The sequence below is a fragment of the Paenibacillus barengoltzii G22 genome, from assembly GCF_000403375.2.
Classification (GTDB): domain Bacteria; phylum Bacillota; class Bacilli; order Paenibacillales; family Paenibacillaceae; genus Fontibacillus; species Fontibacillus barengoltzii.
In genome coordinates this window covers 547,039-567,937 of the sequence record NZ_KE159654.1, presented here as the reverse complement: position 1 = coordinate 567,937, position 20,899 = coordinate 547,039, and the positions used below count along the sequence as shown (strand labels likewise).

Here is a 20,899-nt window from a genome sequence, read left to right as displayed (position 1 = left end):
CAATAAAGCACGAAGCAAAGAAGGTAATATGCAATCCATAAACCGAAAAATCCTGCCTTTCGGCCATCATTAATAAAGCGGAGAGATTCGCCCCCTCCGCCGCATACCGATTCTGTTGACATAGATAGTTTTGGTGCCGATACCCAACGCATTGCAACAATATTGCTCTACTGTTTTTAATCGCTCTGAGTCCTGGAATCATCGCTCAGTATACTTTTTACGTATGACTTTATCTGTTCAGGTTCAACATACAGCACGTCCTTCCCGTTCACTGATTTTATCTGAATGAGCTCCATCGGCGGCAATTGGATGCTGTCGATGCTGTCTGTGTCGATTTCAAAGCCAAGTTTGCTCAGCTTTATCATATCATCAACATTGAGGTTCGTTTCGACGTAGGGTCCGATAGCTTCTATCAGTTTCGGAATCTCCGTAATCGTCGTTTTTGATATCAACTGTACGGCGACGGCCTTCAAAAGATTTCGTTGCCGTTCCGTGCGGGCGAAGTCGCCATAGGCATCATGGCGGAATCGAACGTACTGCAATGCCTTTATTCCATCCAGATGCTGATAGCCTTTTTTCAAATGGATTTGATATATCGACGTCGGATCGTCGTTGGAATCGACATAGTTCATATCTTTCTCTACTTCGATGTCAACGCCGCCGATTACGTCAATCAAATTGATAAAGCCCGGCAGATTCATGTACACATAATATTGGATCGGGATACCCGTCCATTCTTCGACGGTTCGCATGGCGAGACTGGAACCGCCCATTGTAATTGCCTTGCTGATACGTTCTTCCCCATAACCCGGAATTTTTACATAAGTGTCACGGAGAATGGAAAGCAATTTCATTTTTTTCGTTGCAGGGTTGATCGAAACGATCATGATGCTGTCCGATGACTGAATATCGTTATTCCGGGAATCGCCGCCTAACAACAAAATGTTAATCCGATCTGAGTTCTCAATCACTTCTGAAGCGATTGTCGGAACTGTCGATGCTTCGTTTTCATTTGTCGCCGTCTGGTTGGTCGTTACAGTCGCCTTTTCAAGTGCATCATTGTACATTAAAAAGGTTCTGGAAAAGAAGAACAGCCCTGCAAGTAAAGCCAGCAAATAAGGCAGCGTCAGCACGGTGAGAGGCAATACCATATTCGTTCCGCCAGATGATTTGATCTCTGCTTCCCGTGACTCATGCTTATTGGGGCCTTGGACAATGGCGGTTATTTTCCTTTTTGCTTGATGCAGGTACAACTTGTTTGCAAAAATGCCCAGCACCGGTTTAGGAATGCAACAGATTGCCAGCACCACTGGAATCAGGCCGGGACTCTCGACCGGGTTCCATTTACTGAACACCGAAGCAACAATGACGTTGCTCCAACCAAACCAGATCAGGAGATATAAGACGCAATAAAGGTACATTTTTCGGTACATCAGCCAGTAAGCATCAAACAGAAAGGCAGACCAGTTCCAATGGCTGTTGAGGCTCCATTTTTGCAAGTATATATCGGCATTCTTGCCAACAAACAAAGACAATTCCTCTTCGGATATGTTTATATCGGCAGTGGTCTGCGGCTGATGGTTTTCATTTTCTACATCGGTTGGCTTTCCGCATTGGTCGCAAATACTTTGATTGTCTTGCAAAGTCTGTCCACACTTTGTGCAGTTCATGTCTAACTCCTTGATCCTATTCTTCGAAACTACTTTTCCCGTTAATGAAGCCGAATTTTAACCCCGTTCACGGTTGTATAGTCTTCTGGATGTGTCTGTTCTCGCGGCGGAGTGATTACGGTTGCTCCGGCTTCTTCAAGCATGAGCAATGCCTCTTGGTTATACGTCATTTTAGCCAGCATAACCCCTTGGTTTGGGTCTGCACCGTTGTCTAACATCAATTTGATCATCTCGGGTTTGTCATACATAATGGCAAACTGAAGACCTTCATTGACATCGGCACCATGGCGAATCAATAACTCGACTGCTGTTAATTGTCCCCTCTCGATTGCATCTTTCAGTGCATATGGGTCATCGGCAACACGTATGCCCGCTTCAATCAATAATTGAATAACCGGCACCGGATCATCGACGTAATTTATGGCAAGAGACAGATTCCCAACAAGAATCTGTTCCCCGCTTCCGTAGTTCGCATGCTCATTCGGATTGGCACCATTATCCAAAAGTTTTCTTATCATGTTTATGTCGCCGTTTTTTACAGCAAGATTCAATGGCGTGTACACAGAATCGGTATGTACATTCGAATCAGCCCCGAGTTTCAACATCAAATCTACCATGTTCATGTTTTGTTCGTTGACTGCGGATAACAATAATAGTTCCTTTGGCATAAGTTTCAGGATCATTACGACAGCAATGCAACACACAAACAAGGACAACACGATCTTTGTAAACAGCTTCACTGGTTGACTCCCTTTCGATACTTAGTAGTAACCGGCTCGCATTTTGTCTTCGATACTGGTCGCAATCACAAGCAAAATGACGCCGACAACCAAAATAATGAATCCGACCCCGATTTGTGTTCTCTTCTTCTTTCTGATCGAAGCAATGATATGTACAATGCCGGAAATTTCCGAAACAGCACCGATGATTTTTAACAGTAAAGCCAATGTTGCCATAACATTCACCTTCTTTAGATTGATGTATAGTCACAATATAAATAGAGGGAGCACGGCGGCTCCCACGGATTGATGATCAGAACGTATAAATGCTATCTGACCAATGACTTGCGAGAAAGATGGCGTGGGAAGAGAGCCTGTTCAACTTTGCATTAATAAAAAATGTAGAATCTTGGCAGGTTGAGTCCAAGGCCATTATACAACAAATTACCCTTATAGGTGTAGTCTGATTGTCACTATGATAGGATAAGCGTCGCAATCACTCTCTACTAAGCTGAAGTAGAGGTGATACACAATGGATTTCAAGCAAATGGTAGGTGAACAAATCCGCAAGATTCGAAAGTTAAGAGGGATGACGCAGGAGCGTTTGGCGGAGCAATCTGGCCTCAGCTTCAGCTATATAAGTGATGTTGAACGTGGAACTCGCAATATATCGCTGGAATCGTTGGGCAAGATTATTCAGGCTTTAGGTGTAAAGCCCGCTCAACTGTTCGAGGATATAGATGAAATAATGGAGCATTCGGATAATGGCGAAATACAAAACAAGCTCGAAGACTTGATCACTTTACTGGGTGAGCGACAAATCGAAGAAGTGGATTTTGTTTTAACGGTGGCTCGTGAATTTCTAAACACCATTGATCGAAAGAACCGTTAAAGCCCTCGTTTGCACGCCCTGTATTGGCCCAATTGGCCCGATATAGGAAAAAAACTACATACATTTTCCGGCGGTACCCCCATCCATATTAGAAGACGGGGGGCCTGCCGTTTCATGCCCCACCCGGTTGCATAGGACTGTTGTCTGCTAATTTGGCAGATAGCAGTCCTTTTTTTGTTTTCTGGCTACAAAAGCCGTTTTGACAGTGAGGACACAGGCAAGGTGAGAGGCTTGTCAAATCACAAAGAAAGGAGGTGCTACCATGCCTCAAAAGCAGTCTCCATCCATTAATTGGAGTGCAGCATAACAATTGATACTTGAGTCATTAGATGCGGATTGACGTGAGGTTACAATCCTGTTAACAGAGAATAATTCCCATCGCTGATTTGCCTGCTTGAATCAAAGCGGGTTATTTGTCGTGGGCATTTAACAGTGAAAATCTCCGGTTGTGAGAGTGCCGGGACATGAAAGGAAGGTGAATGCAAATGGTTGTACGCAGGGGATTGCCGGAAGAATTGCAGACATTGCTGAAGCGATTGGTTGCTCAGGGACAAATTCGAATCGCCGGCACTTTACTGTACGCATGGTTCAGACGCTGTTGGGAGTTGGACGATGAGACAGCGGCTTATTACATGCGACGATACTTTGAAAAGTATTTCAGCCGTCAACTCCAATCTCACCGGAAACACGCAGATGCAAGGTAATTGCCGGTTCCAGATTAAGACAAGGAGGTGAAACGAAAATGGATTATCAGGCGTTCAAACGCAACAGTCAGAAGGAGTATCTCGGCTATTGCGAACTCAAGGGCTTCATTTACAGTGTACAGATCGATAGTGACAAATACGCTGTAGTTGCCCTGAAGAACGGGCAAGTTGAAGTCTTGATCACGTACCGCGTGATGCACGAAGTATCCGTCTAATGTTGCTTTGATGGGCAACGATGGACGGATTTTTATTCCTGAGAAGGAGGTGAGGACAAATGAATCGTCTGCAAACGCTTCGGAAGCAGAAGCAATTCTGGCTGTCGGTGATACGCACAATGGACAAGAATGCTCCGATGTACACCGAGGAAGGTATGCAGTATGCTCGTGTGCTTACCAAACTGGTGCTCATTGAACTGGAGATCCAAAAAGAAAAAGCCGCCCGCTAATCGGAGCGACTAAAGAGAAAATATCTTGCTTTCATCTTATCTCAATTTAATCGAATCTCGCAAGCGGGAGGCCTTCGCGGCTTCCCTTTTTGCATGTTCAGGAGGTTATTGCATTGAATCATTACGATACCATCAAGAACCTGTTTGCTCAAACATTGGCCGAGCGTCCGGGTTCCTACATTGTTGAGGAGCTTTTCTCCCGCTATCCCTCGATTGCTGACCTGATGTCTGTCACAGAACAAGAGTTGATGCAAATCAAAGGCATCGGCAAAGTCCGGGCAAAACAAATCCTGGCCGCACTCGAATTGGCAAGAAAGCTGAATGTGCCTGTCGAGTCTCAGTACATTATTCGGAGTCCCCGTGACGCGGCCAACCTTCTCATCCCCGAGATGCGGTATTTGCAATGCGAGCATTTTGTCGTTCTGTTCCTGAATACCAAGAATGGCGTGATCGCAAGAGAAACAATATCTATCGGCAGTTTGAATGCTTCTATTGTACATCCGCGTGAAGTGTTCAAAGCTGCCATCAAACGGAGCAGTGCTTCTATTATTGCGGCTCACAACCATCCGAGTGGTTCTCCACTTCCTTCTTCAGAGGACATTCAGATTACAAAACGTCTTGTGGAGAGCGGGAACATCATCGGAATTGACTTGCTTGATCACATCATAATCGGCGGCGATCAGTTCTACAGTTTGAAAGAACATGGATTGATTTAGCTATTAAGTAACGTGGTGTTTTCGGTCAATGCAGATCGGCGGCACCGCGTTTTCTTTTATCCAATCACGTTTGAGAGCGAGTGAAAAACATGCACCGCAGACAATGGCTTGCCGCATACGAGAAACTTGTTCTTCTTTCCGATGAATACAGCCGTCGAATAGCAACATGCAAAGAAATCATTGAGGTTGTGATTGGCGGCGTTTACCGCAGTCAAGTCAATTGGCATCAGGAGACACTTTCAGAGATCATTGCGGCCATTTTGGACATTCAATACAGCCTTGAACTGAAATTGCGGTTAATCGAAGCGGAAAAGGCGTTTCTGGCCCGGCTGATTGACCGAAATAGTGACAATCATTAATTCGATCATCATTTAATCCATGATGCACAGGAGGATAACGCAGATGAGCATACATGCACAAAAATATTCGTTGATGGCCGAATCCATTTCAAAAACACAGAAAGTCATTCCAACAATGCTGGCGGTTCGCACGTTAAAGTCCGATGTTCTGGTGGATCACCTGAGCCCAGCAGACTCACTGGCAGATTCGGTCCAGTGCATTTCATCCATAACCGGCGACTGTTTTGAAATTCGAATAATACGGAGATTTGCTCGGGAACAGCTGATTCGGCTGGCTTATTTTTCTCAATCATTGGAGATGAATTGCAGTTGGAAAACAGCGGCCTTTGCCAAAGAAAAAACATCCCCGCCGTGCAGTTTTCTTATTGACCACCATCGGCGTATGCTGTATGTGGGTGTTGAAGTGCTTTATCAAAGCCATGAAGTAGTACTCAATCTTGCCAAACACATGATTGAGTATGTATCCATTGCCTCTGACGGCCAGAATCGGCCCTCAGAAGGCTCTTTTCATTTGGTAAAAAGAGATAGACTGCTGATCGGCCAGACGGCCTCTGTCACCCTCATTCTTGACCGTGAAAAAGGATTGAGTTCCCGTCAATGGTTGCCCTGTCCGCTAAGGAAAGGACAATCCATATTGCTACGGTTGGAGATGAGATCTACATCCGTTCAATTGTGTGGCGGCTGTTTCATCAGACTTATGAGCCATTGCCGTGTTATTCCTACAGCGTTGAAATTGATCAGGACGCAGAATCGTATTTCATTCCTCTGCCGCTTAATGTGTTGTATGTGCTGAAATGCGTACCGAAGATGACATTTAGCGTATGTGCAATCTGATCCTTATGCCTGAAGGGTATGCATAACCCGATGACAGGAAGATGGGCCGCTCGCTTACGCTCGCGGCCCGCAGTCCAAAACCACCCCACCGCCCCATGAGGGGCCCGCAAGGACTACCCGCCCTTGCAACCCGTCACTCGCCGTTTGGCGTCCCTTAGCTGACCGCTAAGGGCATACAAAAGTGTCGGATGTCGGAATCGCTCGTCAAGACTGAAACAAGCTCGGCTTCGCCTCGGCCTTGACGGCTTACTGTTGCTGAAATAGCACAACTCGCGGTGGTCTGGAATTTGAAATTGGGATTTATAAATGAGGAGCTTTAATACATTAACAGAAACAAATACAATTGGAGAAGAGAGGTAGCAACGGAGGATGGTTATGGCTATTCAAATTCAAAATTTGAGCACTTTGCTCGTAAAAAGTACGGCAGGCCCACAATTTGATATACAACCGCAATGGTTCATGGTGCAACGAAAAATCATTTCGGAAGTGTACCCTGATTTTCCGAACCCTGATATTTTTCGGATTTACCTGTACCTGTGCAAGCACTTTGATCAAAAGGACAGGAAGTTTAAGAGATCGAAGGAAGCAATCTGCATTGATTTGAATTACGCAAACATGAACCCTGGGGCTACACGATTGATGAATTATCCGCCGGAAGTTTCTGCAGCACTTACTTGGCTTGAGGATAATGAATTTATCGTTAGAACGAACACCAGCAAACACCAGCCTTTTCAATGTGAAATTCTGCCCGTTCCTGATTTTCTGCAAAGCAGCAACAGATTTATCGGAATGAAAAATATGGCGTATGAATGGTTTTCGCTCAAAAACAATAACCTTGGATACATCATGGCTCCAAGGCAAGCGTTTGACGACGGTATACTTAAAAGCTCTCCTTCAGTACGGAAGACATGGTCAGACCGGAAGTTGAAGACCTTGTTGTTGCTATACGCACATACTTGGCTGGAGTATTTCGGCGGGATTGACCCTGAAATGGTTTCAATAGAATCTAACGGTATGTTAAGGCTGTCTAAATGGTTCTGTTGCAGTCTGAAAAGCTCGGAGAAAGAAATAGGTAGTGTCATCAACTGGTTTATCGCAAACGGACTCCTAAAACCGGTAGAGTGTTATTTCGTCAAGGGCGTTTACTACGGAGATACAGGCCGTTGCCAGTCTCCTGCACAGCAATATGATGTCAAGATCGTTTTGCGTCCGTACTATCTGATTCAGCACAAAATCGAAAGCGAACTTATGAAGCGGAAGAAAGGCAGGATGATTCTATGACGGAAAGCATGAAGAACCTCTCCGTTACTATTGGCAATCAACAGGTTCAGATTCAACATGACGGCGTTTCTCAAATCACAATAATGGACGAGCCGCTGGGTGAACCTTATGAGCATAAGAAACGCAGGGTAATGAACGACGAAGTACACTTGCTTCAAAACATACCGATGATGGATTTTCAGGCAAAGATCGCAATGCTGTTTCGCGGGCCTCTTACCTATCAAGGGTTTCGGCTTCCCGTTTCTGGCGTTTTTGAAGTGGAGATTAAATTGGCATCTTGCCGCGGGCTGGATGAGCTTCCGTTGTTGTCAGTGATGAAGTCTGTAATAGACGGCTTGAACATGGAGATCGTCGCAAACGATCAATTGATTTTTGCGAGTACGATAGAGTATAAGAATCTTAAAGTCAAACCGTCACCCACAAAACCGCCTGATTTGCTCTCCGTAGCATTATTCGAACGTATCAGCAATAAGAGAAGATTGGTTCATGCGGTGGATGACGTGCCGATCTATGTCATACCTAAACAGGAACCGTTGTTTTTTGACTACGACAACGATGCACAATGGTCTTTTGATGTAGACGATCGGCGTGACAGCATAGTAGATGCTCTCCATGCGGACGGCATGAGGGTTGCGGCTCGCGGCCCAATCAAGCTGAACATGAACTTTGAGGGAAGAGTTAAAGACAAAGACCTCGACAACATGGCAAAGGTGTATTTCAAACTGCTGGAGAAGCTGGGACTTCAAGCTCAGGATGTTCACAGCATTCATTTGACCAAGGAGGAAGCAACCAAGAGCTGCATACGAATATCACTGAACTGAGGAAACGCACAGAATTCGTGTAAACCCTTGAAACTACTAGGTAGAAGCAAGATATTCTACGTACAAACCCACCAACATATCACAGAGGCTTCTGCCGAAGTAATGTAAAAATCGATATATGTATAGCTTGCTCGATCCTTTTGTGGGATCGGGCTTTTTCTTTTACAGGGACTATACAACGGTGAGATGCGTTGTAAATTACGATGAAAGGAGATCGATTCAAATGAAGGTAGTAACTTATCTTCGAGTCTCGTCAGAACAGCAAGCAGAGCGTGAACTGTCCATCCCCGCTCAAAGGGAAGCATTGCAACGGTATGCGAAAGAACATGGATGGAACATTGTCGGTGAATTTGTGGATGAGGCGAAATCGGCAAAAACTGCAGACAGACCGAACTTCCAACGGATGATTGCCGCCGCACAACTGCCGGATAAGCAATTTGAAGCGATTCTCGTTCACAAGTTTGACCGCTTTAGCCGCAACCGGGCGGATCACGTTGTCTACAAAGCCCTGCTAAAGAAGCAGGGTATTATTGTTTTATCGGCAACAGAACCTACAGAGCCAGACACGCCCCACGGCGTTCTGCTTGAAGGTATGTTGGAAGTCATTAGTGAATTCTATAACGTCAATCTGAAGCATGAGACACTAAAGGGAATGCGTGAGAACGCGGCACAGGGATTCCATTGCGGCGGAAGAGTGCCGTTTGGCTATCGCCGTGTCCAGAGGGGAAGTAAGGTGACGTATGAACTTGGCCCGGATGAAGAAGTAAGATTAGTCCGGCAAATGTTCCGGATGGCGGCAGAGGGAATGGGAGGCAAACGTATTGCCCGTGAATTAAATTTGCAAGGAGTGCCGGAAGGACACCGTTGGAGACCATCAACGATACTCGCTATACTTGGCAATCAGGTGTATTTGGGTCATCGCGTATGGAACAAGAAATCCGCAGTCAATGGAACCGTAAATCCGGCGGATGAGTGGATAGTAACGAAAAACGCACATCCCGCAATTATCGATGAAAAACTATGGAGTGCCGCCCAAGCATCACTGATGTCGCGGAAACAAAATAAATAGTTCATATGCAGTTTGATCGCAGGTATGCCGGTTCACATCGGTGTACCTGCTTTTTTATTCTCAAAACCATTATACGAAGGAGATGTTTATTCATGAAAGTTGCCATTTACGCCCGTGTATCGTCGGAACGTCAGGCTGAAAAGGAGTTGTCTATTCCGGCACAGATTAAAGCCATTCAGCAGTATTGTCAGAACAAAGGTTGGGTTATCGTCAACGAATTCATCGAGAAAGGCAAATCAGCCAAGACCGATGATCGCCCTGAATTTCAAAAGATGATTGCACTGGCAAAGCGGCCCAATCGTCCCTTTGATGCGGTTGTCGTCCACAAGTTTGATCGGTTTTCGCGGAAACGCGACGATCATGTGATCTACAAAGCGTTGTTGAATCAATTCGGAGTAAAGGTAATCTCCGTTACCGAGCAAACGGAGGCGGAAACACCGCAGGATTTGTTACTTGAAGGAATGCTTGAAGTCATCTCCGAATTTTTCAATGCAAACCTGGCTACAGAAGTTCGGAAGGGCATGACACAGAACGCAAAGCAAGGATACAGTAACGGCGGCACGCCGCCTTACGGATACCGGACTGAACATATTGCTCTCGGGAATCAGAAAACGAAAGCAGTATGGGTTCCGGGGCCGCGTGAAGAAGTAGATATTGTGAGGTGGATATTCAATCAGTACGCCTACGAGAATAAGGGATACCACAAGATTGCATCCGAACTGAATGAGCGGAAGATTCCGTCGCAGAAAGGCGGTACATGGTCGGCAAGTACAATCCGTGCAATCATTTACAACGAATCGTATATTGGCCGCAAGGTGTGGAACAAGCAGGACTATCAGACCAAGGGCAAAAAATGGAGAGACCGTTCGGAGTGGATTATCACTGAGAATGCTCATCCAGCCTTGATTTCCAAGGAATTGTTTGATTTATGCCAAGAGATCGCCAAGAAGCGGCACAATGGCGGTGGAGAAACTCATAAGCCATTCGACGCCAAGCCGGTTTCGCCGTTCTGGCTTCGAGGGGTAATGGTCTGCGACAAGTGCGGAACCCGAATGGTCGGTAATTCGGCTTCTACGCGAACCAAGAGCGGCGGGCAAAAGTATTACACTTGCGGCGGTTATTTAAGAAAGGGTAAAGAGTATTGTTTATACGTCGGATGGCGGAAAGAACGGGTTGAAGAATTGGTTGCAAATAAATTGCGTACCACGTTGTTGAGGTTGTCGATGGACAACAATCTAATTGAGGAAATCCGGTTGTATCATAACGATAAAAACAAGCATTTGATCGTCCAGCAATCCAATCTGGAGGCAGAGATTGCCTTTCTGAAGAAAAAGGTTCAGGCTATTGAAGCGGACATACAATCGGGAAAAGGAAAGCCATACCATCAGGAGATGCTTGACGAGATGAATCGGGAGTTGCAGATGAAGGTGGCGGAGTATGAAGCAATTGCTCAGGGTATTCCAGCGGTCGATGTACCCGAAGAATATATTGCATCTGTGAAGTACGACATTCAGACTTTTATCAGTTTGTTGGACAATGAGGTAGCCAATCCGCAAATGTTGCACCAACTCGCTGGAAAAATCATTTCAAATCTGTTTATTCAACGGGAGACGAAAAAGTTGTATTTGACAATACGATTGAACTTCGATGGTATTGCAGTATATGAGAAAACGATAGTCACTGAATGGTAAGATTGCGGGGGAGCAATCCCCCTTTTTAATACCTTTTAATACGAACAAGCGTTTGGTATAATGTTTTTATTATAATCGTTGAAGGATTTGGCATTTTCTTGTCGAATAATAACACGGATTAGAGAGGTGCTGGATATGATCTATACATGCGTTGATTTATTTGCCGGTGCAGGAGGTCTTTCAGAAGGTTTAAAGCAAGCGGGTTTTACAATTCTTGCGGCAAATGATTTTGATGATCACGCGGCTGCTACATACAAACATAACCACCCTGAGACTATCTTTTTCGACGGGCCGATTCAAGATATTCAAGCAGAAGATATTTTGAAACGGACTGGATTGAAGAGAGGGGAGCTTTTCTGTCTTGCGGGCGGCCCTCCGTGCCAGGCATTCAGTGTGTATAATCATCAACGGGGCATGCATGACGAACGTTCCGGGCTCTTTAGAGAGTACATCAGAATCGTCGAAGGTTTGTATCCAAAGTGGATTGTTATGGAGAATGTCACCGGAATGAGTTCGGTTGAAGGCGGATTGGCGATTAAGGAAATTATTCGCTCTTTAACTGAATTGGGGTACGAAGTTGAATGCAAGACTTTGAAAGCGGAGGAGTACGGCGTCCCTCAGGAAAGAAGACGTATTATTTTTATAGGGAACAGGCTTGGCTTGCCCATCCGGTTTCCTGAGCCATCACATGATGGAGTGAACCGTCCCTTTGTAAATGTAGAGCAAGCAATTATGGATTTGCCGGAAATCGGAGTGAATGGCGGAGCAGACGAAATGGATTACACTCAAGAAGGAGTATGCGAATACCAGCGTTACGTAAGAGACGGATCGCTGAAGGTGTTTAATCATACTTCTCCGAACCTTAGTGATATTAACATCAAGCGGTTATCGTACATCAAACAGGGTGGGAGCTGGAGAGACATTCCTGTTGATTTACTGCCTGCCGGAATGAAAAAGGCAAAACGTTCTGATCACACCAAGCGGTATGGCAGACTGTCGCTCCAAGGGCTCAGTAGTACGATTTTAACCAAGTGTGACCCTCACTGGGGAGCGTATTTCCATCCAACGCAAGATCGGGTCATATCGGTAAGGGAAGCGGCGAGGTTTCAATCTTTCCCGGATAAATTCAGATTTCTTGGGCCTAAAGCCGAACAATATAAACAAGTAGGCAATGCTGTTCCTCCATTGCTTGCAAGAGCCGTTGCAATGGAAATCATCAATGTGATGAACGAACATGAGGCCGCTTCGGAGGAGAAATTGATTGAAGTCCACTGATGTTTTTGTAGAGATACTTGGATGTCCTGCAGATGAAATGCATGAGCCGGTAAACGCTGATTACATTTGCCCTTTCATTAGTGATCGGTGTGTAAAAAGGGGCCATAATACGAGAGACCCATTTCCAGTCTGTACTTTATGGAAGCAGAGCGGTTCGGGTGTTAATCGTGTTCCAAGCAGACCAGTAATTGTATGTCCGAAAAGGTTTTTTACAGCAGACATCGTTGGAGATATACTTGAACATGTTTGGGTTGGTCCGTATGATCGTGAGAAGATTGAGGCTGTCCGAGAGATAAAAATGGGCAAGATCGGGAACGTAGATATGGTTGTATGCGACACTTCAACTCTCCCGGTTCTTGATAAGTTTGTATCTGTCGAATTGCAAGCTATTGACATTACAGGCAGTGTATCGGACGCATATACCGATCACATTAGCCAAGTAGTCATGGAAAGACCGCCGAAATACAATTTTAATACAGCTAACGTCCATAAGAGGTATCTTACACAACTTATTAAGAAGGGTTACTTTCATTCAACTTGGAGAAAGAAAATTGTTGCAGTTGTACAGGACTTCCTTCTGGAAAGCATAAGGGAAAGGGTTAGATTTGCGGCAACTAATCCGAAAGACGAGAATACAAGTATTGTCTTTATGTCATACTCGCTAGATACTTCTGAAAAGGATGAGGAAGGTTACTATCGATTGAAATTGAAAGAAGTTGTCGGAACTGAACACAGTGTCTTGATGAACGCAGTTGTTTATGAAACGCCGCCTAACCGCGACCAGTTTGTTGAAGCAATTAAGCGTCAACTTTAGTGAAATGCGAGATGTTGGGGAGGTCTTTGGCCTCCTCTTTCTGCTGTACGAAAGCATAATTTGATAAGGGGGCTAAGTCATGGTTACAATCCAATCTGCCAATGGCAATATCATTGCTAATACGGATGATTGGCTTCGCTACTCTCCGCCAGACAAAAAGGAGCTTCAATGGCGGAATGGAAGAAGTGCCAAAGAACTAGCCAAATCATGGTTCAGAACAGGTTAAGCACAAATGCCTGCCGAGTTGACAGCGATTCTCCAATCACATCCCGCTACGAATTGTAGAATTGCTGGAATTGATGATATGCTGGATGATGAAAAAGTGGATGGAACTAGCTATTTAATCATATTTTATACTGCATAGGAGAATTAAAGGTGATAGATAAATACTTAATATCAACTTGTTTGTTTATAATTGATGAGTTTAATGAAAGGTTTGAATCAAAAACTTTGGATGAGTTAAAGTTGTTTGCAGATATTAATTTTTGTGAAGCTGATTTAGTCGTAAGATTGGGATACCCTTTTAGACAGATGGCTAGTTTTAATATGCAGGGTACTGCACGTGATATTGTAGTACCGAAAAAGGACTTCATTATTGAAGTTAAATATCTTCGGAATTTTTTAAGTAACTCAAATATTAAGAAAAGGGCAAACAAAATTGTATGGGAGGAAGCATTCCAAAAAGATTACGATTGGTTAATAAATGAAATAATAAGTGGACATAAGGGTAAGAGGGCTTTTGTCATTGGTTGGTTTAATGCTGTTGAGCGATTCAGTCAATTAATGCAACTTGGAGAAGGGCAGGGCCAATATCCCAAAATTAATCAAGAGAGATTGCGGTTATTTCCATTTCTAACACACAAGGCAGATAGCGATAGAACTAAAGATATATTTTACAAATACGAACAAGCTTTTATAGAAAAGCCAATATCAATTAGAGGTTATCAAGAAGAAGTTACATGCATTTTTTTAGGCAAACCTGATGATAAGTTTCATTTTGCTTTATATTATTAAAAATGTTTCTGGGTAAATTGATTTATAGTAGTCCCGCTTCAACAACGCGGAAGCCAAATTTAAACGGCAAACAACAACAACCTTCTCTGGCTCTGGCCGCCTAATAACGGCCTCCAGGCTCTTACCCTCCATCGCCCATGTGGCGGGATAAGGGCTCAACATTAGTGGGATACGCCGTCTAGTCTCCGCCTGGGGCTAGCGGAAGAAGACAATCAGGCTGACCCGAAGAGCAGCCGGTGACGGGGCGGCTTTAGGGTGACATCAAAACTGTCACTACACCCGTAGAAACCTGTGTGGCGTTATCTTCGGACAGGGGTTCGACTCCCCTCGCCTCCATTTTGGAACTTAAAAAACCACAACCTTATGGTTGTGGTTTTTGATTTATTGCTCGGCGATCCTGTCTGATCACTCGAAACCTTCGCCCGACTCCTGGCCCGTTTGGAGCAGGACGGTAACCAATTGTTTGGCTGCCGGCGATATCTCCCCGAAGGAATGCGCGATGATGCCGATATCACGAGTGACGCCCGGTCGAATCTCCTTGACGACCAAATCGTGCGACACGGAAGATAGCGTAAAATTGGAGATCAGCCCGATGCCTAGCCCGTTACGGACCATACGGATCAAGGTTTCGGCCGATTGCACCGTCAAACCTTCCCCCAACTCGATCCGGTATTCTCTCAGGATGGAATTCATGGCGATCTCATGCCCGCCTTTACAGAAAATAACCTCGTCTCGGTAGCAATTCAGATCGATAATCGGTTCTTTCGCCAGCGGATGATCCACAGGAACGATCGCAACCATGTAGTCGGACTGCAATTTCTCGAATTCTAATGAATCGAACGGAGACGCCACAATCCCTAGTTCTACTGTTCGGTCTTCTACCCATTGCTTGATTTGATCGGAGACGCCTTCCAGCAACTCGATTTTCACCAACGGATAATTTGTACGGAAAACGGCGATGGCCTTGGATAGCAAGTTTGTTGTTGCTGCGGGGAAGGAACCGACTTTGATCTTGCCGCCGAGCAGGCGGTTCTCCCGGCCGGCAATTTGATAAATGCTGTTCTCAATCGCCTTCATCTGCCTGGCTAATACGAGAATCTCCCGCCCTGCTTCCGTCAGCAGCAACCCTTTATGCTTGTCACGGATGAACAGTTGGATGCCAAGCGACGTCTCCAAATTTTTGATCGCTTTGCTCACGGCTGGCTGTGAGATGAACAACGCTTTGGATGCCTCCGTAATGTTCGATGTCTCTGCAACCTGCACAAAGATTCGGAGAAGGTTCAAGTTCATTTGCATGCACTCCACCATAACTAATTGGTTATGTATTATATTCATTTTATGTATTTCAGTTATATTTGATTATACCCTATGATGAGATTCGAGGGCCAATAGTGCTTTGAGAATTCTTCATCTTAGGAGGTCTTGTGGATGGCAATTGCTTCTGATCAAGCCCAATATACCGCCCCTGTCCCTAGCGCTTGGCGAATATGGACGACCGCTTGGCTCGTAACGGCGGTCTTCATCCTGTCCAATTCGGCCACCCCACTCTATGTTCGCTGGCAGCAGGAAATGGGCTTCTCCAATGGTACGCTGACATTAATCTTCGCCGCATATATCGCCGGTTTGCTCGCGACCTTGCTCGTCGCCGGTCAGTTGTCTGATCGGTACGGTCGTAAGCCGGTGTTGTTCCCGGGCCTTGCGGCTGCCGTGCTTGCCTGTCTTCTTTTTGGCACGGCCTCCACGGTCGCATCACTCCTGCTCGCGCGATTACTATCGGGCATTGCCGTCGGCGTCATCGTCTCGGCTGGCATGGCTTCGGTCGTGGATGTCGGAGGCCCTGCTCGGAGAAAGACGGCTGCGCTCGCCGCTTCGGTCGCCATGGTGCTGGGTGCAGGACTCGGTCCGCTGTTATCAGGCATCTTTTCCGAGTTACTCTCCCAACCGGTCGTTCCCCTGTTTGGCACCCAACTTTTGATATTGGCCAGCGCCTTCGCCGTTGCCGGGTCGCTTCCACGAATGCGCTTCCCAGCACGCCAAAGCGAATGGCGGCTTCGGCTGCCCAGCGTGCCCAAGGACAACCGGCTGCACCTTGCTCTTGGCATCGCGGTCTTCGCTCCGGGCATCACGTCAACATCATTTATGCTGTCGCTCGGCCCATCACTGCTGAAGAAGCTGCTGGGCGCCTCGGATCCGCTTATCGCCGGCGGAATGACATGCCTCATGTTTTTGATGGCGACGGGGGTTCAATTTCTCCTGAAGAAGGTTACCATCCGAGGCCAGCTTCTGATGGGCGCAGCGTCCGTCTTTCTCGCCATGCTCTGCATGGTGATCGCTTCCTATGCTTCCGCCGTCACCCCGCTAGTGCTGGCAGCCTTGCTGGCCGGTGCGGGTCAAGGTCTCGGCCAACTCGGTGGCCTGACACTGATCGGCTTGCATGTTCCTGAGCATCGCAGAGCCGAAGCGAACGCGGTTCTTAACATCGGCGGCTATATCCCTGCCGCTATCCTCCCTGTGTGCACGGGCTACCTGATCGACTATACCGGATTGGCCACGGGAGCAACCGCCTTTGCCGCGATCTTAACTGTGGCAGCCTTGGCTGCAGCAGGGTTCGTACGTGTTAAGCTGCCGTAATCAGTGGGGTGTCTGCCTTTTATATCTACGGAGCTTACTCGGTCGTGGATAACGGACCTGATACGTTTTATTGGAAATTTAAAGCTTGCCCTTCGTCGGCAAGTTTTTTTGTTTTCATACAGGTCACACACCTGTTTCACCCCGCCAATCCGCGTTCGAGGTGGTTTCTTGTGTCCATAGGTTACCAGACAAGTCATTGGCCATGTCATGGAGTTTCCATGTTACAAATCAGAGCCGTACGTCGTCATATGTGCAAAACGCAAAGGGGAGATGAGGATCGACGCAAGCAATACCATGAATATTTTCAGAGACAAAACTTCTATTACATTTCTGGAGGAATGATGAACATGGCAAATGTATTATTCGTTAAAGCTAACAATCGGGAGCAATCTATCAGCTTAAAGCTATACGACGCTTTCTTAAGCGATTACCGGGAGAAAAACCCGAATGACAATATCACGGAATTAGACCTTTTCGAAGTGGAGCTGCCTTACTACGACGGCGAAATGTATTCGGGCATTATCAAGCTTTCCAAGGGTGAAGAACTTACAACCCGGGAACAAAACGCCATCGCGATCGCGAACAGCTACGCAGATCAATTCCTGGCAGCAGATAAAGTCGTATTCGCGTTCCCACTTTGGAATTTTACGATTCCCGCTCCATTGCTGACCTACCTGTCCTATCTAAGCCAACCTCGCAAAACCTTCACTTATACGGCACAAGGTCCGGTAGGGCTGCAAGGCGACAAGAAAGTCGTGCTGCTTAACGCACGAGGCAGTGTTTACTCCGAAGGCCCGCTGGCTCAAAAAGAGATGTCTGTGAACTACGTGAAAAGCATGCTGGCATTCTGGGGAATAACGAATATTGAAACGGTTGTCATCGAAGGTCATTTGCAATTCCAAGATCGGTCTCAGCAAATCATCGAAAACGGCTTGGCCCAAGCGGTTAAAGTAGCACCCAACTTCTAGTTCACAATAAGCGCGTAACCTTATACCGCTGTCCTCAGCTGCATCATGTTCAAACGGTATAAAAATAGAAATAGCAAAGGATGTGAAAAACATGATTCTGGTTACAGGTGCCACTGGATCGGTAGGCCGTGAAGTAGTTCGGCTGCTGCATAAGGACGGTTTAAAGGTACGGGCGCTCGTCCGCAATCCGGAGAAGGCGAATCTTCCTGCAGGAGTTGAGCGGGTAGCTGGAGATTTATTGAAGTCGGAGACGTTTCTAGCGGCTTTGGAAGGCGTAGAGAAGGTGTTTTGGATGTTGCCCCTAGCCGCCGACTTTGATTTTCCGCGGATCGCAAGGCTTTCCGGAGTGCGGCATATCGTATTGCTCTCAGCGGCAACCGTTGAAATTGGAGCAGGAAACGCTATTGCGCGGCTTCACTTAAAAGCTGAGCAGGCAGTGCGGGAATCGGGTGTATCCTGGACATTCCTGCGGCCCAGCGGTTTCATGACCGATGCGTTCCGATGGAAAGATTCGATCAGAACCGAGGGGGTTGTCCGGGTGCCATTCGGCGACCTCAGCATACCAATCATCGATTCGCGAGACACAGCTGCCGTCGCAGCGAAAGCTTTAAGCTCAGACGGACATGAAGGGAAGATCTATACGTTAACCGGACCTGAACGACTTACTCGTAGAGAACAAGTACGCATACTTGGCGAAGTATTGGGTCGGGATATCGGTTTTGAAACGATCCCGGACGATATCGCTTATGAGCAACTGCTTCGGTATATGCCTGGGGAAATGGTTGACGCACTCTTTGAACTATCCAAGCAAGGTCAAAGATTCTCTACTGTGCTTCCTACCGTGATAGAAGTAACCGGTCGGGCGCCTCGCACCTTCAAACAGTGGGCGATCGATCATGCTGAGGAATTCGGTTAACGATTGAAATTATGGAACTCTCGCCGCAGCCAAATATGCCGATAACGGTTGCGATCAGTCACGCCAGTATGCTTCGATAGATAAAGAGCACCCCGGTGTGCAATTTTTACAACAGGAAAAGGTGAGATGGCGTATGGAGGAACTGTACGATAAATATAAAGCGCTGTTGTTCACGCTGGCTTATCAGTTGACAGGTTCTGCGGCAGATGAGGAGGATGTGGTGCAGGACGTGTTCTTTAAGGCCTGCGACGTAGATCCCGAACGTTTGAGGGAACCGAAGGCCTATTTGTGCAAAATGGTAACCAATCGCTGTCTCGATCTGCAGAAGTCTGCGCGGAGGAGGAGAGAAGTGTACGTCGGTCCTTGGCTCCCCGAGCCGATTCCGACACCGGAAGCGGATACGCTCGAAACGGTCGTCCGCCGTGACCTGCTGTCTTATGGTATGCTTGTACTGCTCGAAAGGTTATCGCCGACAGAGCGTGCGGTTTTCGTTCTTCGTGAAGCGCTTGGATTCGATTACCCCGATATCGCCGAACTGCTTGGCAAACGAGAGACAAATTGCCGCATGTTGATGAGCCGAGCGAGAAGCAAGATGGGCATATCCGAGGAAGAAACGGTTGCGGCCGACGCGATCGAATTGGAATGGGTGAGCCGCTTCCTCACCTCCCTCGAGCAAGGTAACGTTGATCTTGTGTTATCCTTGCTGAGCGAAGACGTCATGCTCGTCACTGACGGGGGTGGAAAAGTCATCGCGGCTACACATCCGATACAAACGCGCGAACAAGTGGCCCTTATCCTTGCCGGCGCGCTCCATGGCTTGAAGTCTCAGGGAAGTCTTCACTCCGAGTTTGCAGCTCTGAACGGAGAGACTGGAATTGTGCTTCGATCCGGGGACGAAGCCGTGGCCGCTATCTATTTACAACATCGAGATGAAAAGATTCATAGAATCTACGTTGTAAGAAACCCGGATAAGCTTACTCGGGTATAGGGAGTCAACTGCATACCACGGTTCGCCTCCATTTTGGAAAACCACAACCTCATGGTTGTGGTTTTTTGCTATATGACATCAATTGTGAGACGTTCTTCCCCGTCTCCACATATAGAATGTCAGTCCAGCGTAGAACAGAATAACGAAGAGGCTCATGTCCCCGCTGATATATTTTGCGGCTTCTTGATGCTCGACCGTCACTGCGGCAAAAATGAGCCACACTAAATTATGCGTGGTGTGGATCATCGAGGAGGTTTACACTGCCGGTCCGCATGCGAATTTCGCCAATCACGGGGCCAAGAAAGATCGTGCTGAGCACGGTCATGGGCAGCAGAAGCCAGAGATTCTCATCGGAGTGGTACGCTTCCGTGTTGAGAATTAACGGGAAGTGCCATACCCCATGGACGGCTCCGTGAAGTAACATCGCTTTTTTTCGGCCCATGCATCCAAGCATGGTCGGCAGCAGATACCCGCGCCAGCCAAGTTCTTCGCCCATGGATTGGGTTAACACCGACTTGATGTATAAGAAGACAATAAGCAGCGGAAATACCGTCCAACTGAAGCCTTCAAAGTCACTTCCAGGCTCGAAGGAGGATAGGTTGGCCGCATAGGCAACGACAAATCCCACAGCCAACGGGATGATTGGAACGACCAGCGCAAATCCCCAACTTTTGAAACCGAGTTTATGCAAACCAAGCTTTTTCCAGCCTGATATACGGTAACCGTCACGCGTCACGATCAACATCATGATGAGCACTGCAATCGTTGGCGTCATCATATAAGCAAAGGTATTCACATGAGGGATGAAGCTGAAACCAACCGCCAGAAGCAAGACGAGCACGATAAATACAATGGATTTAGTTGAATCTTTCAGGGAGGAAAATATGTTAATCACACCTTCTCTTAAGAATACAACCGCATGAGTGGCTGCATTCCAAGAGTATCAAAGTCATGTCATATGGACATAGTGACCGTTGTCATAATAAAAGTCATATCTGTCATGCCGTGGACTTGCCAAGGCTTGGAGAAGATGCAATAATTCTAATCACATGCGAAGTTAAAGTTTTCTTTAAACTTCAACTATCGGCGATA

Annotated in this window: 22 protein-coding genes, 1 other RNA gene and 1 pseudogene; 19 read left to right on the top strand and 5 right to left on the bottom strand. The window is 46.6% G+C overall.

Annotated features, from left to right (window positions below; genetic code table 11):
• Positions 1-176 precede the first annotated feature (176 nt).
• From C812_RS17345 to C812_RS17335, 3 genes are read right to left on the bottom strand one after another with little or no spacing between them, the layout of a single operon-like run.
• The gene (locus tag C812_RS17345) at positions 177-1,670 is read right to left on the bottom strand and encodes an LCP family glycopolymer transferase (RefSeq protein WP_016313967.1); all 1,494 of its coding nucleotides are present in this window, start codon (positions 1,668-1,670) and stop codon (positions 177-179) included.
• A 41-nt stretch (positions 1,671-1,711) separates the two neighbouring features.
• On the bottom strand, positions 1,712-2,410 hold the full coding sequence (locus C812_RS17340; protein ID WP_016313966.1) for an ankyrin repeat domain-containing protein: 699 nt from the start codon (positions 2,408-2,410) through the stop codon (positions 1,712-1,714).
• Positions 2,411-2,431: 21 nt separating this feature from the next.
• Complete coding sequence (locus C812_RS17335; protein ID WP_016313965.1) at positions 2,432-2,626, bottom strand: hypothetical protein; 195 nt, start codon at positions 2,624-2,626, stop codon at positions 2,432-2,434.
• Between the two features lie 295 nt (positions 2,627-2,921).
• Between C812_RS17335 and C812_RS17330 the strand changes: the two genes are divergently transcribed.
• The 15 genes from C812_RS17330 (at position 2,922) to ssrA (ending at position 14,643) form a co-directional block, all read left to right on the top strand.
• The gene (locus C812_RS17330; RefSeq protein WP_016313964.1) at positions 2,922-3,281 is read left to right on the top strand and encodes a helix-turn-helix domain-containing protein; all 360 of its coding nucleotides are present in this window, start codon (positions 2,922-2,924) and stop codon (positions 3,279-3,281) included.
• A gap of 742 nt (positions 3,282-4,023) precedes the next feature.
• Complete coding sequence (locus tag C812_RS22605) at positions 4,024-4,200, top strand: hypothetical protein (protein ID WP_016313962.1); 177 nt, start codon at positions 4,024-4,026, stop codon at positions 4,198-4,200.
• Positions 4,201-4,259: 59 nt separating this feature from the next.
• On the top strand, positions 4,260-4,430 hold the full coding sequence (locus C812_RS22395; protein WP_016313961.1) for a hypothetical protein: 171 nt from the start codon (positions 4,260-4,262) through the stop codon (positions 4,428-4,430).
• Between the two features lie 113 nt (positions 4,431-4,543).
• Positions 4,544-5,146 carry a RadC family protein gene (gene radC, locus C812_RS17320; protein WP_016313960.1) on the top strand — a complete coding sequence of 201 codons (603 nt, stop codon included), beginning with the start codon at positions 4,544-4,546 and terminating at the stop codon, positions 5,144-5,146.
• An 89-nt stretch (positions 5,147-5,235) separates the two neighbouring features.
• Positions 5,236-5,505: a hypothetical protein gene (locus tag C812_RS17315; protein WP_016313959.1), complete on the top strand. Its 270-nt coding sequence runs from the start codon at positions 5,236-5,238 to the stop codon at positions 5,503-5,505.
• A 43-nt stretch (positions 5,506-5,548) separates the two neighbouring features.
• Positions 5,549-6,298, top strand: a complete 750-nt coding sequence (locus C812_RS22390) for a hypothetical protein (RefSeq protein ID WP_016313958.1) — start codon at positions 5,549-5,551, stop codon at positions 6,296-6,298.
• A gap of 416 nt (positions 6,299-6,714) precedes the next feature.
• Positions 6,715-7,620 (top strand): hypothetical protein, encoded by a 906-nt coding sequence (locus tag C812_RS17305; RefSeq protein WP_016313957.1) that lies wholly within the window; start codon positions 6,715-6,717, stop codon positions 7,618-7,620.
• Positions 7,617-8,441 carry a hypothetical protein gene (locus C812_RS17300; RefSeq protein ID WP_016313956.1) on the top strand — a complete coding sequence of 275 codons (825 nt, stop codon included), beginning with the start codon at positions 7,617-7,619 and terminating at the stop codon, positions 8,439-8,441. The genes C812_RS17305 and C812_RS17300 overlap by 4 nt, the downstream gene beginning before the upstream one ends.
• A gap of 223 nt (positions 8,442-8,664) precedes the next feature.
• Complete coding sequence (locus C812_RS17295; RefSeq protein ID WP_016313955.1) at positions 8,665-9,510, top strand: recombinase family protein; 846 nt, start codon at positions 8,665-8,667, stop codon at positions 9,508-9,510.
• A gap of 5 nt (positions 9,511-9,515) precedes the next feature.
• The gene (locus C812_RS17290; protein ID WP_244268349.1) at positions 9,516-11,201 is read left to right on the top strand and encodes a recombinase family protein; all 1,686 of its coding nucleotides are present in this window, start codon (positions 9,516-9,518) and stop codon (positions 11,199-11,201) included.
• A gap of 78 nt (positions 11,202-11,279) precedes the next feature.
• Complete coding sequence (locus tag C812_RS17285) at positions 11,280-12,476, top strand: DNA cytosine methyltransferase (protein WP_208855767.1); 1,197 nt, start codon at positions 11,280-11,282, stop codon at positions 12,474-12,476.
• Positions 12,463-13,290, top strand: coding sequence for a NotI family restriction endonuclease (locus C812_RS17280; protein ID WP_016313952.1), 828 nt, complete (start codon positions 12,463-12,465; stop codon positions 13,288-13,290). Before C812_RS17285 ends, C812_RS17280 begins: the two co-directional genes overlap by 14 nt.
• A 79-nt stretch (positions 13,291-13,369) precedes the next feature.
• Positions 13,370-13,516: a hypothetical protein gene (locus tag C812_RS22385; protein ID WP_016313951.1), complete on the top strand. Its 147-nt coding sequence runs from the start codon at positions 13,370-13,372 to the stop codon at positions 13,514-13,516.
• A gap of 149 nt (positions 13,517-13,665) precedes the next feature.
• Positions 13,666-14,304: a hypothetical protein gene (locus C812_RS22380; RefSeq protein ID WP_016313950.1), complete on the top strand. Its 639-nt coding sequence runs from the start codon at positions 13,666-13,668 to the stop codon at positions 14,302-14,304.
• Positions 14,305-14,308: 4 nt separating this feature from the next.
• Positions 14,309-14,643: a transfer-messenger RNA gene (ssrA, locus tag C812_RS21965) on the top strand.
• A 66-nt stretch (positions 14,644-14,709) separates the two neighbouring features.
• Here the strand turns inward: ssrA and C812_RS17270 are convergent.
• On the bottom strand, positions 14,710-15,600 hold the full coding sequence (locus tag C812_RS17270; protein ID WP_036625692.1) for a LysR family transcriptional regulator: 891 nt from the start codon (positions 15,598-15,600) through the stop codon (positions 14,710-14,712).
• Between the two features lie 132 nt (positions 15,601-15,732).
• Here C812_RS17270 and C812_RS17265 point away from each other — a divergent pair, with 132 nt between their 5' ends.
• The 4 genes and pseudogenes from C812_RS17265 to sigJ all read left to right on the top strand — a co-directional run bounded on the left by C812_RS17265 (position 15,733) and on the right by sigJ (position 19,807).
• On the top strand, positions 15,733-16,935 hold the full coding sequence (locus C812_RS17265) for an MFS transporter (protein ID WP_016313948.1): 1,203 nt from the start codon (positions 15,733-15,735) through the stop codon (positions 16,933-16,935).
• 294 nt (positions 16,936-17,229) lie between these two features.
• Positions 17,230-17,903: pseudogene (locus C812_RS17260) on the top strand (FMN-dependent NADH-azoreductase).
• A gap of 91 nt (positions 17,904-17,994) precedes the next feature.
• Positions 17,995-18,819, top strand: coding sequence for an NAD(P)H-binding protein (locus tag C812_RS17255; RefSeq protein ID WP_016313946.1), 825 nt, complete (start codon positions 17,995-17,997; stop codon positions 18,817-18,819).
• A gap of 133 nt (positions 18,820-18,952) precedes the next feature.
• Positions 18,953-19,807 (top strand): RNA polymerase sigma factor SigJ, encoded by an 855-nt coding sequence (gene sigJ / locus C812_RS17250; protein ID WP_016313945.1) that lies wholly within the window; start codon positions 18,953-18,955, stop codon positions 19,805-19,807.
• Between the two features lie 226 nt (positions 19,808-20,033).
• Here the strand turns inward: sigJ and C812_RS17245 are convergent, their stop codons facing one another.
• A complete protein-coding gene (locus C812_RS17245) occupies positions 20,034-20,648 on the bottom strand; it encodes a CPBP family intramembrane glutamic endopeptidase (RefSeq protein ID WP_167669332.1) in 615 nt (204 codons plus the stop codon).
• Between the last annotated feature and the right edge of the window lie 251 nt (positions 20,649-20,899).

Bases quoted from the DNA above. Each gene is read 5' to 3' on its own strand.
- C812_RS17255 (WP_016313946.1), top strand. From the start codon at position 17,995: ATGATTCTGGTTACAGGTGCCACTGGATCGGTAGGCCGTGAAGTAGTT.
- C812_RS17345 (WP_016313967.1), bottom strand. From the start codon at position 1,670: ATGAACTGCACAAAGTGTGGACAGACTTTGCAAGACAATCAAAGTATT.
- C812_RS17295 (WP_016313955.1), top strand. From the start codon at position 8,665: ATGAAGGTAGTAACTTATCTTCGAGTCTCGTCAGAACAGCAAGCAGAG.
- C812_RS22605 (WP_016313962.1), top strand. From the start codon at position 4,024: ATGGATTATCAGGCGTTCAAACGCAACAGTCAGAAGGAGTATCTCGGC.
- sigJ (WP_016313945.1), top strand. From the start codon at position 18,953: ATGGAGGAACTGTACGATAAATATAAAGCGCTGTTGTTCACGCTGGCT.
- C812_RS17265 (WP_016313948.1), top strand. From the start codon at position 15,733: ATGGCAATTGCTTCTGATCAAGCCCAATATACCGCCCCTGTCCCTAGC.
- C812_RS22390 (WP_016313958.1), top strand. From the start codon at position 5,549: ATGAGCATACATGCACAAAAATATTCGTTGATGGCCGAATCCATTTCA.
- C812_RS17290 (WP_244268349.1), top strand. From the start codon at position 9,516: ATGCAGTTTGATCGCAGGTATGCCGGTTCACATCGGTGTACCTGCTTT.
- C812_RS22395 (WP_016313961.1), top strand. From the start codon at position 4,260: ATGAATCGTCTGCAAACGCTTCGGAAGCAGAAGCAATTCTGGCTGTCG.
- C812_RS17305 (WP_016313957.1), top strand. From the start codon at position 6,715: ATGGCTATTCAAATTCAAAATTTGAGCACTTTGCTCGTAAAAAGTACG.
- C812_RS22385 (WP_016313951.1), top strand. From the start codon at position 13,370: ATGGTTACAATCCAATCTGCCAATGGCAATATCATTGCTAATACGGAT.
- C812_RS17330 (WP_016313964.1), top strand. From the start codon at position 2,922: ATGGATTTCAAGCAAATGGTAGGTGAACAAATCCGCAAGATTCGAAAG.
- C812_RS17335 (WP_016313965.1), bottom strand. From the start codon at position 2,626: ATGGCAACATTGGCTTTACTGTTAAAAATCATCGGTGCTGTTTCGGAA.
- C812_RS17315 (WP_016313959.1), top strand. From the start codon at position 5,236: ATGCACCGCAGACAATGGCTTGCCGCATACGAGAAACTTGTTCTTCTT.
- C812_RS17270 (WP_036625692.1), bottom strand. From the start codon at position 15,600: ATGCAAATGAACTTGAACCTTCTCCGAATCTTTGTGCAGGTTGCAGAG.
- C812_RS17300 (WP_016313956.1), top strand. From the start codon at position 7,617: ATGACGGAAAGCATGAAGAACCTCTCCGTTACTATTGGCAATCAACAG.